The following is a 14138-nucleotide window of genomic DNA, read 5'->3' as shown; positions in this document are numbered from 1 at the left end:
GTATCGTAACATATATTGAATATTCAAACTAAGGAACTTCTTTTCCTAATACCACAATCTAAGCGGGAATACTCCCCAGTAAATTAAAACAAGTGTCCATTGTAAAATAAATAATGTTCCGGCCGTATCTATTGTCAAAGTTTTGGTTTTCCATATTTTTCTAATTCCCAAAATCATTGCTAGAGGTAAAAATCCAGTAACAATTGCTAATAAAACATTTGCAAAGGTGAAATCACCTAAGTTTAGAAAAGATTGGTTTAGAAGAAAAGGTAAAGGAATTAAAAGCCCTATGATGGATAGAAATGGAAGTGTTATTGTTTGATTACGTTTGAATAGTTGTTTTTGAAAAAGTAAATAGAACCCACGAAATAGGATAATCATCATACCAACTAACCCTAGAATAAGACTTATCCACATTAAACCTAAATAAAATGAGCTAATTTTTTCATACGTTACTAGTCCATCACTAATCATTGGTGTATTGTCGTTTTTGTAAAAAACGTGAGAAGCTTTAACTCTATCCTTTTTTCTGAATAAATTATCTCCAAGGGGTAAAAGGTCGTAATCCTCTTTTTGAATGGATTTAATAACGAGTTTATTATTTTCTAGCTCCACTTTTATTGAGTTAAAAAGTAAATCTAGATAAGCAAACATTTTGAAGCGAATGGGATTCATCTTGTAATATCCATCAAACTCTTTAAAACTTGAAGCTAGATTGCCATTTGTCTTTTGTTTTTCGTGCTTAGTAATTCCTAGGTGATTTATGAAAATTGTATTGAATTTCTCATAATTTGCAGCTTCACTATCCGCGTTGTAACTGATGAAAAATCCTTTTTTTTGTTCGGGGAATAGATAAAATGTTGCTCTGTAACCAATTGTATTTCCACGATGAAATTTCCCAACGACACCATACCTATCTCTGTAACTTAACCCAAATTGATATCCTGATTTTAATCCATTTTTATAAGATTCTGTTGATGTCGGATTTCCCATTTGTTTCAAAAGCCCCTTATCAATAAAAACCTTTCCATTAATAGTCCCGTCACTCATTAAGAATCTTGCGAATAGCCCAATATCTCTTGCAGTTGTGGTGAATTGACCTGCTGGACGTAAAAACATAGGTATGTTCTCTTGCGTTGTTCCATCATCAAAATGACCCATAGCTAGATGTGGGTCGATATTCACTCCTTTTTGAGTTGTAAATTGAAAAGTGCTGTTCTCCATACCTAGAGGAATCAAAAGATTTTTATCCAAATAAGTTTCATATGATTCCTGAGCGATTTTTTCAATAATTAAACCTAAGAATGAATATCCCATATTTGAATACGAAAATCGAGTGCCTGATATGTTTCTTACTTTTAATACAGAAGGGTTTTTGGAAAAAATATGTTCTAAAGGGGTAGAAGGCGTAGATTCTGTGCTAAATACTTGCCAAAATCTAGAATCTTCAATTCCTGAAGTGTGATTTAATAGGTCCCTTATCGTAACAGGATTATCTTCTCTCCAAGGATTAATAAAAGGTATGTCGGGTAAAATTTTGTAAACAGGGGTTTCAATATCCAATTTCTCTTGGCTTGCTAAACGAAGGATGCCTGTTGCAATTAGGGTTTTAGTAACTGAACCAATTAGTACTCTATCGTTCTTTTCTAAAATTTCTTTTGTATCGGCATTTTTTAATCCTATTGCTCCTGTTGTAACTATATCATCACTAATAGTTGACCATACAGCACCTGTTAAATTTTCGTTTGTAACAGCTTTTTTCAACTTTTCATCTAAAGTTTCACTGTTTTGTGCGACCGAGATATTCGATACGAACAGGAGTAGAATTAATATTGTTGATTTAATCATTCATTATATTTTTAATAACGATTTCTTGTATCTTATCGCCAGCAATACCGGGAATATTATGCCCAACATCTTCTAGCCAAAACAATTCTTTTTGAGGTGCTTTAAGTGCATCAAAATATGCTTTGGTTAGCTCGTGATGTGTTGTTAAATCTTTATCGCCTATCAAAACATATAACGGACATTCCAAATCTGGAACTTGTTTTTCTAAATCTATTCGATACAACTGCTGATAGAGGGGCATCCATTGGGACGACCAACCTTTAAAATATGATAGATATTGCTTGAACTGTTCATCAGAGAAATCACTTCCATTATAAACGGTTTCCCAACGATGTAATATGAGCATCTGTTCGGCATCTTCAAAAGGAATTTTCACCGTATTCAACTGCGCTACTGCTTTGATGTTTTTATTCTTATTGAAATGATTGTGCAATAATTCTAAAGCCATTTTTTGACTTTTCGTATGATTGACAATAGGACTTACCGCAATAAAATCACTAACTTTTTTGGGAAACTTTTCGGCTAGATGAAATCCTAATACCGTACCCCAAGAATTACCCAAAACAACGATTTGCTTCCTATTAAATCTGGTAAGAAGATGTGATAAAACTTCTTCTGCATCCTGTTTCATTACCTCAATTGTAGGTAACGCATCAGGTTTGTTAAGTTCCTTTGTTTTTCCCGAACCTCTTTGGTCCCAATGCACCACTACAAAATGCGCTTCCAATTGTTGTGTTACTTTATCGCTATGTGATGAAACCGCTGCTCCAGGACCACCGTGCAAATACAAAAGAATTGGACTATCTATACTTTTCCCTTTGATGCTTATATACTGCTGTATACCGCCTATTGATATGGTAGCTGTAGTATCTATTTCTTTGGCAGTTACCTTTTGTAGGGTGATGCACATTAGAAATAGTAGGATTGATTTGATATTCATAACTATTCGTTTTTTGATTGATTTGATGAATTCTGTAGAAGCTTTATACTATCAACTTCCTAATATTATCTAAATAACTTCGGCTTACTTTTACCATATCGCCATTGGTCATAATAAGTTCGTAGCTTGAAGGATAGCTATAAGCCTCCTTAACTGCATTGATATTGATTACGGTTGACCGATGCACCCTAATGAATTGTTGGGTATTCAGCTTTTCCTCTAATTTAGAAAGACCATAGCTCGTTAAATGTGAATCTTTTTCAAGAATGAGTCTCGCATAATTACCATCCGCCTTGATATAAATAATGGTATCTACGGGAATATTGATGAGTTTATTCCGAACCGATACTAGAATATTGGTTAAATAGGTTTCTTGTTCGTTTAAACCGCTTACCAAGTTCTGTAGCTGTGATAAATAACCCTTATCATTATCCATAATTTTTTGAATAGCCTCGTCGAAGCGTTCTTGCTTAAAGGGTTTTAAAAGGTAGTCCACAGCGTGAACTTCAAAGGCTTTAAACGCATATTGGTCATAGGCCGTAGAAAAGATAATTTGTGGCATTTCTTCCAGCCTTTGCAAGACTTCAAAACCTGTAAGACCTGGCATTTGAATGTCCAAAAAGACCAAATCGGGTTTAAAGGTATTGATGGCCTTTACGGCATCGACCCCGTTGTTACATTCCTCGATAATAACCAAATCTTTGTGGGATTCCAAGAATTCTTTAATCAACTTTCGAGCTGGGGCTTCGTCATCTACGATAATTACTTTTTTCATTGTTGTTTTAATGCTGTATTAATTGGAATGGAAAATGAAACACAAAGCCCTGAAGGCTCATTATTGTTCAATTCCAGTCCTTTTCCATATAGTTTTATAAGTCGTTCATTGGTGTTCGAAAGTCCAACACCTTTGTTCAATAATTGCGAGTGTTTTTGTCCAGTGATTCCCTTGCCCGTATCACAAATCGTAAAATGCAAGTTCTCACTAAGTCGCGTCACTTCAACTTTTATAAGTCCACCTTTTATTTGGGGCGAGATTCCGTGCTTTATAGAATTTTCGACAAGGGGTTGGATAATCATAGGAGGTATCAAAACATCCTCTAACCCTTTTTCAATTTCAATTTCATATTGCAGACGTTCGCCGAAACGCTCTTTTTCCAAATCGAGGTATTTCTGTGCAAATTCCAGTTCTTCTTTTACGGCAACCATATCTTCACGAGAAACCTTTAATTGATATCGGAACAAATCCGACAGTTCATTGACCATATTCCGTGCATTTTTTGCCGTGGCGGGTATTGCCGAATTAATAGTATTGAACACGTTATATAAAAAATGAGGATTGAGCTGTGCCTTTAATGCAGATAGTTCGCTCTGCGCATTGAGCTTGCTCAGTTCTGCCGATAGCAGTTCTTGTTTCTTCAACTTTTTGGAATACATATAGAGGTGAAAAAAACCAAACTGAATGCTATAGAAAAGTAAGGTCAAGTATACATCCCATACTTCCCGAGAACCACGCAACCTAAAAAGACCAAAGCTATCACAGAGCGTATAATAGATAACAATCCAGATGTATATAAAAAGAGGCATAGTAAATAGATGTAACAGTCCTATTTTCCAAATGGGGTATTCGTTCAGTTTTTTAAAATAGAGCCATAATAACGGAATGGTCAACAATGCTTTAAGTATATAGTTTAAGAATACCCAGGAAAGCCCGAGCCATTGTCCTATATCAATGGCTGAGGTGGCGTATTGTAAAATGCCCATTACGATGTAAAATGTCAATATGAGTATGATTTCTTTTTTCACTTTTCTGATATGCTGTTTTGCAATAAACGATTAATAATGAATTGAATCGCAAATATTTAAAATAAATATAGTTCGTCCTATCGGAATCTTGTGAGTTGCAATATAGCGTGGTGAACGTAGAATTGCAGTTTACAAGATTATATGTCCGTTCAACACGAAACGCTTCCTTACCCCTCGAATCCATCATTCCTTTGCGGAGTCAATTATTAAATCGAATTCTTATGAAAGCAATTAAAAAGTATCGCAATAATGTATATGCCGTTTTAGTTTGTATTCTTTTTGCACAAATAACCCAGGCACAAAATCAAGATGTGCCTCAAAAAAAAGCAACGAATAAGATTAGTATTCCACAAGTTCTTTTCAGAGGTGTATTATTTGAGAATCAAGATAAAAACCAAGTTTGGTACATTCCAAATGTCTTTGAACTGTTTCCCGCAAATACTGTGGAAGGTTTTGTATTTAACCCACAAGTAAAGTTTACCCAAAACTATGAGGGTGGTCGGTTTTTTAGCCTGAATCCGAATCTTAGATACGGATTCGGAAACGAGCGATTTCAAGCGCAGTTAAAATCTCAATACTATTATAGCCCAAAAAACTTTGGGTTATTGGAACTCTCTGGAGGGCGAGCCATAGAACAGTTATACAATGAGAGCACATTAAGTGCTTTTAACAACACCTTGTCAACTTTTGCTCTAAGCGAAAACTTCCTAAAAATTTATGAACGTACTTATGTAGAATTAGGTCATACGTTTTCACCATTAAAGAATTTTCTTTTAACGACATCCCTAAGTTGGAACGAAAGAAACCCCTTAAACAACTTAACCAAATACGAAGAGGACGAAGATTTTACATCCAACACTCCTGAAAACGAGGAACTGGATAATACCACTTTCACGAAAAACACAACTGTACTTTTTGACGCTCAACTCCGCTGGCAACTTGGGCATCAAATGGTAAGGCAACGCGGTTCGCTAATCTCTAAAGGAAAATACCCGGCGTTGACCCTTTCGTACGCCAATGCCACTGACGCTATTCTTGGTGGAGATATATCGTTTCAAAAACTGGCTTTCAGTTTTCAGGGTGATTTTGAAATCGGTGATTATAGTTTTGGAAAGGCATTTATCGAAATTGGGGATTTCTTATCCAAGGATAATCTCACTTTCGTTGACTTCAAACATTTTAAAGGGAAAGAAACCGTTTATGGTACTTATGATATTGACCAGTTCCAACTTTTGGATTATTACGGGAATAGTACGGCAGAATTCTATATCCAAGGACATTATGAGCATTATTTCAGACCTTTTTATTTTATTTATGATGAGCTAAACTATCGGCCGGTAGCAGGTATCCGCTATCTCTACACCGAAACAGGAGGCCATTATGCAGAATTAGGCCTTGGAATGGACAAAATGTTCAAGGGCAATTGGCGTGTAGATGTATACAATAGCTTTCGAGACGGGGAACACGAGAGTTTTGGAGTGAGAGTAGGGTTTAGTATTGATTAATCTAGTAAGATGCATTTTGAATAGCTAATTTTATCATTATTGCGTTTTTTCGCATTTGGTATTATTTCTTTAAATTAAAAGCATTAAAATACTTGAAGCATTGAACTTTAAAGCATCACATACGCTTATACTTGACAACGTATCTCGGTTTATCGATTTAACTGAGTTAGAGAAACAGAAGTATATTTCTTTATTGACAGAAATTGAGGTAAAAAAGAAAGATTTCCTTATGCAAGCGGGTGAGATTGTTACCTATGAATACTTTATCACCAAAGGGTGTTTAAAAGTATACACCTTAGATGAAGATGGTGCGCCTCATATTTCAATGTTTGCTGTTGAAGATTACTGGACAGGTGATATTTCTAGCTTTATGACAAAGGAGCCAACCAGGTATTACATCAAAGCAACCGAAGATTCTGAACTACTAGGGGTATCAAGAGCTAATTATGATTTGCTATTTCAGGAAATTCCAAAGTTTGAACGATTTTATCGCATTCTGTATCAAAGGTCATTGATAAGTTACATCAGGCGTTCTAATTACGGCATTTCCTTAACTGCTGAAGAACGGTATATCGCATTCAAAAAGAAATATCCACAAATCGTCAATAGAATCACTCAAAAAGATTTAGCTGCATATATAGGAATCACACCAGAATTTATGAGTAAGATTATTACAAAAGTCAACCGAAAGTAAATTCCCTCTGGGAAAGCCCCCGAGACATAAGTTAGAAAGTAATTTTTTGATTTCATAGCAAGCCTCGGAGCATTTAAATCTCGATTATCGAGTAAAAGTCTTAAACTAGTTCATTTTTTTTCACTCTTTCCAATCGGAATTTTGGAGTGTGAAAAAAGTAGAACTCATATCAGTAGTCTTTATAATTGGTTTTGTAAGTATTTTACAAGCGCAATTTACCCAACTGGAACTGTTTTCAGGATTCGAGAAAACAGACTTCACGCTACTTTCCAATTATTCAATAAATGACAGTAATACATTAGGTATTACTAACCTCGCTTTCTTTCAGAAATTCAGAGACAAGGAAAATCAAATTTTTGATGAAGTAGGCGTACAACCTACATTATGCTGGAATATTAGCAAGAATATTGCGCTAGGACCTTCTCTGTATTACAACAGTTTTGGAGGGTTTTCAGAAAGGCTATCGGCCAAATTCACGCTAAAAAAATCGAAAGCCTTACTGGTAGTCATTCCTACAGTGGCATATTCAGAAAAGAAACGGGCAAGTCAAGCAGAGCTATTTGCACAATTTCAATTACATACACCACTAAGTGGAAATATTTCCTTGTGGTTCAACGGGCAGTATCTGACGGTTTGGGACAAATTTAAAACGCACTCCAGAAGTTTCCAACAATTACGTTTAGGCCTATCCTACCAAGGACATCAATTTGGGCTTGGGTCAGATTTTGACCAATACGGACCTAAACCTATTCAGAAATCCTCTTTTGGATTGTATTACCGTAAAACATTTTAAACCATATATATTATGAAACATTTATTCAAAAAATTAATTAAAACACATTCCAATCTCGGATTTAGTATTGCACGTTTAACTCTTGGACTGGTCATATTTCCGCACGGGGCACAAAAGTTATTAGGACTCTTTGGTGGATATGGCTATTCCGGTACGATGGAGTCGTTGACTGCTCAAATGGGCTTACCAAGTATTATAGCCTTCTCGGTTATTATGATTGAGTTTTTTGGCTCCATTTCATTGGTTCTTGGACTCTTTTCAAGGTTTTGGGCTATATCTCTTGCAGGTATGTTCACAGGTATCATAATTACTACTCAATTAGAACACGGCTTTTTTATGAATTGGTATGGCAATCAAGCAGGAGAAGGTTATGAATATTCATTGCTTGTTATTGGTCTAGCTTTAAGTATAGTATTCAATGGAAGCGGAAAATGGTCTATCGATAGTTTAATCTCAAAAAAATAATAATTATGAAAAAAGTAATCACACTGGCAGGGAGTAATAGTCAAAAATCCATTAACAAAAGTTTACTATCCTATACATCTAGTTTACTAGAAAATGTAGAAATTATTTCAATCGACTTAAACGATTATGTTCTACCCATTTATGGAGTTGATTTTGAAGCAGAGAATGGAATCCCTACAGCAATAAAAAGATTAAATGAAATTATCAATTCGGCAGATGCATTTATTATCTCTTTAGCAGAACATAATGGTTCCTATGCCGCAGTATTTAAAAATACCTTAGACTGGTTATCACGTTTAGATACGAAAATTTGGAAGGAGAAACCTATGCTGCTTATGGCGACTTCCCCTGGAGGAAGAGGTGGAAGTACCGTACTTCAATCTGCAAGCACCTATTTTCCATTTTTGGGAGCAAAAATCATAGAAACCTATTCGCTACCGTCTTTTTATGACAACTTTAAAGAAGGCGAAATCATAGAAGAGAATTTTAGAAAAGAATTAGAAGATAAAACAGTCAGATTTTCTAAAGAAGTCCAAACCAGTTTATGAGAATGCACTTTTCGAACAAATCATACTTCCGCTCGAATAAATGATTGGTGGCATATCTGAGCAACTTTGTGTCATCATAATTAATAAACCATTTGTAAGATGACAATTTTAATAAAACTGTTCATAGGAATTTACATAACAGCTACGATAGCAGTTGCTGAATCAAAAGTAGTTAGCAATTACCAACCTATTGATTACTCAAATTCTGTTACTAAAGACCCTGTTAAGACAAAAGCATTTGAGATTCTTACAAACAAGTGCAATGTCTGTCACGCCAAACGAAATCGTAGACGTGTGTTTACGGAAGAGAATATGGATGACTGGTCAGCTGATGTGTACAAACAGGTATTCATTAAAAAACGAATGTCCAAGGGCATGAAGATAAAACTAACCAGTGATGAATATCAAGATTTACTAACCTGGGTATCATCCTTAAAAAGCAATTAAAAATGGAAATTAACTTTAGAATCATCGTATTAATGCTAGGCATCTTATTTACTGGACTTACGGCAGGTTTATGTTTTACGTGGTCTAATGCCATAACCCCAGGAATTGGGAGGTTGGACGACTTGGGTTTCCTGCAAGCGTTTCAAGCGATGAATCGCGCTATAATCAATCGTAGTTTTCTTATTACGTTTTTTGGTCCTGTAATACTCTTATTTATTAATGCGTATTTGCATCGAAATGCACATCCATCGACCTATTGGTCTTTTCTTATAGCTGCAATACTGTTTTTGGTTGGCATTGGTCTTATCACGGTTTTTAAAAATGTACCGCTCAACGAAATGCTTGATAAAACCGTACTAGAAAATCTTTCGTCCTTAGAACTTAAAGAGCTAAGAACTAAGTTTGAGAAGCCATGGAACAGATGGCACATCCAGCGCACCATAGCCTCTTTCATGGCTTTTGCTTTACTACTCATCGGAATCATTTATAATAAATAATCAACCTGTGCTGAGCATAGTCGAAGCATCAAAAAACGAACAGTTATGAAATATACCAGAACAATATTTATCGGAATCCTAATTTGGATAATTGGCGCGAGTTTATATACCCTCTCCTATTATGTGCCACTGTTAGAAAATGCAGAGCAACAGGCCAATATATGGCTGTCAATAGTCATAGTGCCCATAGTTTGGCTTGGGGCGAAACTGTATTATAAAAATGGTGTTCATACATACGGGCTTAGGACGGGACTAATTTTCTTTATGATATCGGCAATTTTAGATGCGCTCATTACCGTACCATTTACCATACTTCCCTATGGAGGAAGCTACTATGATTTCTTCGTCGATTTTGGGTTTTGGTTCATTGGGCTAGAGTTTATTGTAACCACAATTGTGTATTGGTATCTCAGAGTACATCGCTAAAGAAGTATCGCAACTTATTAATAAAAAGTAACATCAAAAAAGCTTCAGGGATTTGAAGCATAATTATTTATCAATTTAAAATCAAATGAAATGGGAACAGAGAACATCTTAGTTATCGGAGGAACAGGAAAAACTGGAAGAAGAATTGTAACTCAATTGGAAGCGTTAGGGCATAATGTGCGTATCGGTTCTAGAAGCGCTACGCCATCATTCGACTGGCATCAACCTGAAGATTGGTCTAAGGCTGTAGAGGGAATGGACAAAATTTACATCACCTATCAACCCGATTTGGCAGTACCAGGAGCTTTAGAAGCTATTGAACAATTGGTCAAAGTCTCAAAGAGAGCCAGTATTAAAAAGCTAGTGTTGCTTTCAGGAAAGGGAGAACGCGAAGCGCAATTATGCGAGCAAGTAGTGATTCATTCAGGTATAGATTACACTATTGTGCGTGCAAGTTGGTTCAATCAGAATTTCAGTGAAAACTTCTTGTTAGAACCTGTTTTAGATGGTGTGGTTGCACTACCTCAGGCAGAAGCCCAAATCCCTTGGGTGGATACCGATGATATTGCCAAAGTGGCTACCAAAGCCTTGACCGAGGACATCCACAACGGGCAGATTTATGAACTCACAGGCCCAAGAACCTTAACGTTCAAAGATGCCGTAGCGGAAATTGCTAAAGCAAGTAACCGTGATATTACGTTTATCCCTATTTCAATACAGGAATATGGCGAGGGAATGCGTAAGGCGGGTCTTCCCGAAGACTTTATCTGGCTTATAGAATATCTGTTTACCGAAGTTCTGGGCAATCCCGAACTAGCAGAAATATCTAGTGATATTGAAAAAGTACTAGGTAGAAAACCTATTGATTTTAGTGAGTATGTTGCAGAAACTGCCAAAACAGGCATTTGGAAAGCTAAAAGTTTAGTATAACAAGAATCATAAAATAAACTCAAGGCTGTGTTCACCTAATAAGTGCAACACAGCCAATAAAAAAAGTGATATGAAAAAGAAAATAGTATTAGGATTAATATTTGGAGCAGGAATTGGACTTTGTGTGGGCATCTTAACAGGCAATATTGCAATAGGATTAGGACTTGGAGCTGGCGTGGGATTGGTTTTTGGGACTATTATTAAAAAATAGCAATGAAACGATTTTTCAAATATTTCGCATTAGCAATAGTATCAATGGCTATCTACACAGTAGTTGTTTTTTTGGGTACCGATAAAGGCTGGTGGTATACACCATTTACTCAAAAAAAAGCGCCCATTCAATTTGTAGCATCTGTACAAGAAGAACTTCAAAAGGAATTTGTCGGTAATATGGCAATTACTGTATTTGAGAATGGAAAACTAGCTGAGGAGTCCTTTTATTCAAATGGAAAAGAAGTTGATAGAAATACTGTTTTTCAAGTTGCATCTCTTTCAAAATTTGTTTCTGCCATAGGTGTAATGAGACTTGTACAAGAGGGGAATTTAGATTTAGACGCACCAGCAGTTCAATATCTAACTAGATGGCAATTGCCCGAAAGTGATTTTGACAACAATGAGGTCACCATAAGAAGATTGTTAAGTCATACAGCAGGTTTAACAGATGGTCTGGGCTATGCAGGTTTTAAAAATCCTGATAATATACAGTCTTTAGAAGCGTCACTAACCAACGCCAAAGATGCAGACCCTGGCCACGACGGGGTATTAAAAGTAGGTATAGCACCAGGAAACGAGTGGCGCTATTCAGGTGGTGGTTTTACTTTGCTTCAACTCATTGTTGAAGAGGTAAGCGGTCAAACTTTTGATGCGTTTATGAAAGCTGAAGTTTTTGAACCCCTACAAATGAAATCGTCATTTTATCAATGGGATGAACGCTTTCGCGAAAGCTTAAGTGAGTTTTATGAAAGTGATGGCTCTAAAGCACAACATCGTTACTACACAGCACAAGCTGCAAGTGCTCTTTACACTACGTTAGCCGATATAGAAAAGCTGTTCTTTTTCTTAGATAAAGACAATGGTAGTCAAGAACCCTTAACTCCTGAATTTAAGAGAATGATGAGGCTAGTTGAAGCGGAAACTCTTGGCGCACCCATTTATGGATTAGGAACTTTTCTTTTTACAGAATTGGAGGAAGGCGAATTTATAATTGGTCACGATGGGAAAAATAACCCGCCTATCAATACCGCTTTTCGATATAATCCTGTAGCAAATAGTGGTATTATTATCCTAACAACAGGCAGTCCAGATTTTGCAACAAGAATCGCAAGTGACTGGGTTTTTGTACAAACAGGAAAGATAGATGCACTCTTATTTGTTATGCAACAAGAAAGAATGATTCGTACTATGATAATCGGTTTAGGTATCATTTTGATTCTCCTAATAGCGATTGGTTTGATTCGAAGAGTGAAAAATAACCGTTAAGGTCTTAAAATAATGCTACCATCATATCCATTAATCAAACCCAAATACTATGCATCTTTGGCAAGAGATTTAGTGAATTTTATCAAGTCTCCTAAAGAGAGACTATTGGTAGAGAAAACTATAAAAAATAAAATCTACGATACCATAGGTCTATTTCTCATAAAAGTAATATTCTCAGTAATGGTTGCGTCTCTACTACAATTTATTTATAAGCCTGAAAACCTTACTTCAACAAGTATGGCAGAACGATTTTCTCCGCTGGTCTTACTGATGGTTGGTGGAATTGTATTACCGCTCTTTGAAGAAATAACATTTAGGCTCTCACTAAGATTTAACCCAATATATTTTGCGTTAACCTCTGGAACTTTTACATATTATATACTTACCAAAGCTGTTTTTAAAAGTCGATTATCTCTTTTAGATGATACATTTTTGTATAGGATATTCATCGCCATAATTATCGTGTTGCTTGCATATATTTTATATAGCAGAAAAAACATAAAATCAGCTCTAGAACGAGGCTGGAAAAAGCATTTTAGAATGATTTACTATTTCTCTTGTGCAAGTTTCGCTTGGCTACACATTTTTAATTTTGAGCTGAGCTTCATTAACTTTCTATGGATGCCTATATTAACTTTACCACAATTGTTTAGTGCAACGATTGCAGGATATACGCGAGTAGCCTTTGGGTTTCAATATCCTTTATTAGTACATATGATTACTAATATTTTCTTTCTTAGTATTACGTTCTTATCTATTGATTAAGTAAGATTATATTAAAGGGAAGGTCAACTATTTTATCTGACTTGGGCGATAGCCAAATTTTTTCGCAAAAGCGTTAGAAAACGAACTCAGACTATCATAACCCACCTGCCACGCAGCCTCTTGTACTGTAGCCTCATTTTCACTAATGAGTTTATATGCTGAAGTAAGCCTTTCATTTTGAAGATACTTAAAAACTGGAACACCAAAAATAGCCTTAAATTCTTTCTTGAGTCTGGTGGTGTTGAAGCCTATGGCTTGGGATAATTCTGAAAGCGAAGGCGGGTTTTCCAAGTTTTCTAAAAGAATATCTTTTGCTTTATTCAACTGCTCTCTGTGAAGTGGTTTTGAAACTTCTTCCTGCTTTAGGGCAAGTTGACCAAAGAAGTGAGATAATAAAGCAGTAATCTGGCTTCTGTAAAACATCATTTTAGTTTTCCCTGAATAGTTGTTTGAGAAAAATGCATCAACGATATTTTCCATTTCTGGCGTCATAAAAAAACTGGGGCCTTCTACATAATGGTCCTTAGGTTTTACCAATTCTTTCAAAAGGTCCGAAAACAATTCACCTTCTTGATTAGGTAGTTCTTCAAGTTTGCTTAGCTTGGTTGCCACTACAATACACCTAAGGCTTTTGTTTGGACTAACTGTATGTTCAAATTCTACTTTCTCGTCTGCGTAAAATGCAAAGGAAAGCCCCTTGGTGTAGTGAAAATCTTTCTGTTTTTCATCATATTTTACAGCTAAATCTACATTGCCCGAACCGTAAAAAGCTACTGCAACAATAGGTTCGTCAAAATAACAGGCATCCACTTCTACTTTGGTAGTATTTGCTTCTTCTACCAAAATCACGAAGTCATTAATATGAATAAAATCACGGGTCATTTAAGCTACGGAAATTTAATGATTATCATAAACAACTGTATGGGAAATAACCATAAATATTAACTTAATTCTAATACAAAATGCATCTTGCCAATCTATATTATAACCTTCTAGAA

Annotated in this window: 17 protein-coding genes; 12 read left to right on the top strand and 5 right to left on the bottom strand. The window is 35.8% G+C overall.

The features are described 5' to 3' along the window. Positions 1 to 45: 45 nt before the first annotated feature. The 4 genes from RM706_RS08420 to RM706_RS08405 are packed head-to-tail and all read right to left on the bottom strand — an operon-like array spanning position 46 to position 4591. Complete coding sequence (locus tag RM706_RS08420) at positions 46 to 1848, bottom strand: serine hydrolase domain-containing protein (RefSeq protein WP_311350613.1); 1803 nt, start codon at positions 1846 to 1848, stop codon at positions 46 to 48. Continuing rightward, positions 1841 to 2788: an alpha/beta fold hydrolase gene (locus tag RM706_RS08415; RefSeq protein ID WP_311350612.1), complete on the bottom strand. Its 948-nt coding sequence runs from the start codon at positions 2786 to 2788 to the stop codon at positions 1841 to 1843. The genes RM706_RS08420 and RM706_RS08415 overlap by 8 nt, the downstream gene beginning before the upstream one ends. A gap of 43 nt (positions 2789 to 2831) precedes the next feature. Further along, complete coding sequence (locus RM706_RS08410; RefSeq protein WP_311350611.1) at positions 2832 to 3563, bottom strand: LytR/AlgR family response regulator transcription factor; 732 nt, start codon at positions 3561 to 3563, stop codon at positions 2832 to 2834. Then, a complete protein-coding gene (locus RM706_RS08405) occupies positions 3560 to 4591 on the bottom strand; it encodes a sensor histidine kinase (protein ID WP_311350610.1) in 1032 nt (343 codons plus the stop codon). The genes RM706_RS08410 and RM706_RS08405 overlap by 4 nt, the downstream gene beginning before the upstream one ends. Before the next feature lie 221 nt (positions 4592 to 4812). Here RM706_RS08405 and RM706_RS08400 point away from each other — a divergent pair, with 221 nt between their 5' ends. From RM706_RS08400 to RM706_RS08345, 12 genes are all read left to right on the top strand, one after another. After that, on the top strand, positions 4813 to 6096 hold the full coding sequence (locus RM706_RS08400) for a DUF5686 family C-terminal domain-containing protein (protein ID WP_311350609.1): 1284 nt from the start codon (positions 4813 to 4815) through the stop codon (positions 6094 to 6096). 100 nt (positions 6097 to 6196) lie between these two features. After that, positions 6197 to 6790: a Crp/Fnr family transcriptional regulator gene (locus RM706_RS08395; protein ID WP_311350608.1), complete on the top strand. Its 594-nt coding sequence runs from the start codon at positions 6197 to 6199 to the stop codon at positions 6788 to 6790. A 148-nt stretch (positions 6791 to 6938) separates the two neighbouring features. Continuing rightward, entirely contained in the window at positions 6939 to 7583 is a 645-nt protein-coding gene (locus RM706_RS08390) for a hypothetical protein (protein ID WP_311350607.1), read from the top strand. Positions 7584 to 7595: 12 nt separating this feature from the next. Next, the gene (locus RM706_RS08385; RefSeq protein WP_311350606.1) at positions 7596 to 8048 is read left to right on the top strand and encodes a DoxX family protein; all 453 of its coding nucleotides are present in this window, start codon (positions 7596 to 7598) and stop codon (positions 8046 to 8048) included. 5 nt (positions 8049 to 8053) lie between these two features. After that, the gene (locus RM706_RS08380; RefSeq protein ID WP_311350605.1) at positions 8054 to 8596 is read left to right on the top strand and encodes an NADPH-dependent FMN reductase; all 543 of its coding nucleotides are present in this window, start codon (positions 8054 to 8056) and stop codon (positions 8594 to 8596) included. A gap of 99 nt (positions 8597 to 8695) precedes the next feature. After that, complete coding sequence (locus tag RM706_RS08375) at positions 8696 to 9043, top strand: hypothetical protein (RefSeq protein ID WP_311350604.1); 348 nt, start codon at positions 8696 to 8698, stop codon at positions 9041 to 9043. Positions 9044 to 9045: 2 nt separating this feature from the next. After that, positions 9046 to 9540 carry an anthrone oxygenase family protein gene (locus RM706_RS08370; protein WP_311350603.1) on the top strand — a complete coding sequence of 165 codons (495 nt, stop codon included), beginning with the start codon at positions 9046 to 9048 and terminating at the stop codon, positions 9538 to 9540. 45 nt (positions 9541 to 9585) lie between these two features. Beyond that, complete coding sequence (locus RM706_RS08365) at positions 9586 to 9966, top strand: DUF5367 family protein (protein WP_311350602.1); 381 nt, start codon at positions 9586 to 9588, stop codon at positions 9964 to 9966. 90 nt (positions 9967 to 10056) lie between these two features. Continuing rightward, positions 10057 to 10896 carry an NAD(P)H-binding protein gene (locus RM706_RS08360; protein WP_311350601.1) on the top strand — a complete coding sequence of 280 codons (840 nt, stop codon included), beginning with the start codon at positions 10057 to 10059 and terminating at the stop codon, positions 10894 to 10896. 70 nt (positions 10897 to 10966) lie between these two features. Continuing rightward, on the top strand, positions 10967 to 11107 hold the full coding sequence (locus RM706_RS08355) for a hypothetical protein (protein ID WP_311350600.1): 141 nt from the start codon (positions 10967 to 10969) through the stop codon (positions 11105 to 11107). 2 nt (positions 11108 to 11109) lie between these two features. Then, the gene (locus RM706_RS08350) at positions 11110 to 12375 is read left to right on the top strand and encodes a serine hydrolase domain-containing protein (RefSeq protein WP_311350599.1); all 1266 of its coding nucleotides are present in this window, start codon (positions 11110 to 11112) and stop codon (positions 12373 to 12375) included. Positions 12376 to 12432: 57 nt separating this feature from the next. Then, positions 12433 to 13140 carry a hypothetical protein gene (locus tag RM706_RS08345; RefSeq protein ID WP_311350598.1) on the top strand — a complete coding sequence of 236 codons (708 nt, stop codon included), beginning with the start codon at positions 12433 to 12435 and terminating at the stop codon, positions 13138 to 13140. A gap of 27 nt (positions 13141 to 13167) precedes the next feature. Here the strand turns inward: RM706_RS08345 and RM706_RS08340 are convergent, their stop codons facing one another. Then, positions 13168 to 14022 carry a helix-turn-helix domain-containing protein gene (locus tag RM706_RS08340; RefSeq protein ID WP_311350597.1) on the bottom strand — a complete coding sequence of 285 codons (855 nt, stop codon included), beginning with the start codon at positions 14020 to 14022 and terminating at the stop codon, positions 13168 to 13170. Between the last annotated feature and the right edge of the window lie 116 nt (positions 14023 to 14138).

It is taken from the genome of Croceitalea rosinachiae (assembly GCF_031846445.1).
In the GTDB taxonomy this organism is placed as follows: domain Bacteria; phylum Bacteroidota; class Bacteroidia; order Flavobacteriales; family Flavobacteriaceae; genus Croceitalea; species Croceitalea rosinachiae.
This window is presented reverse-complemented; position numbering and strand designations above follow the sequence as displayed.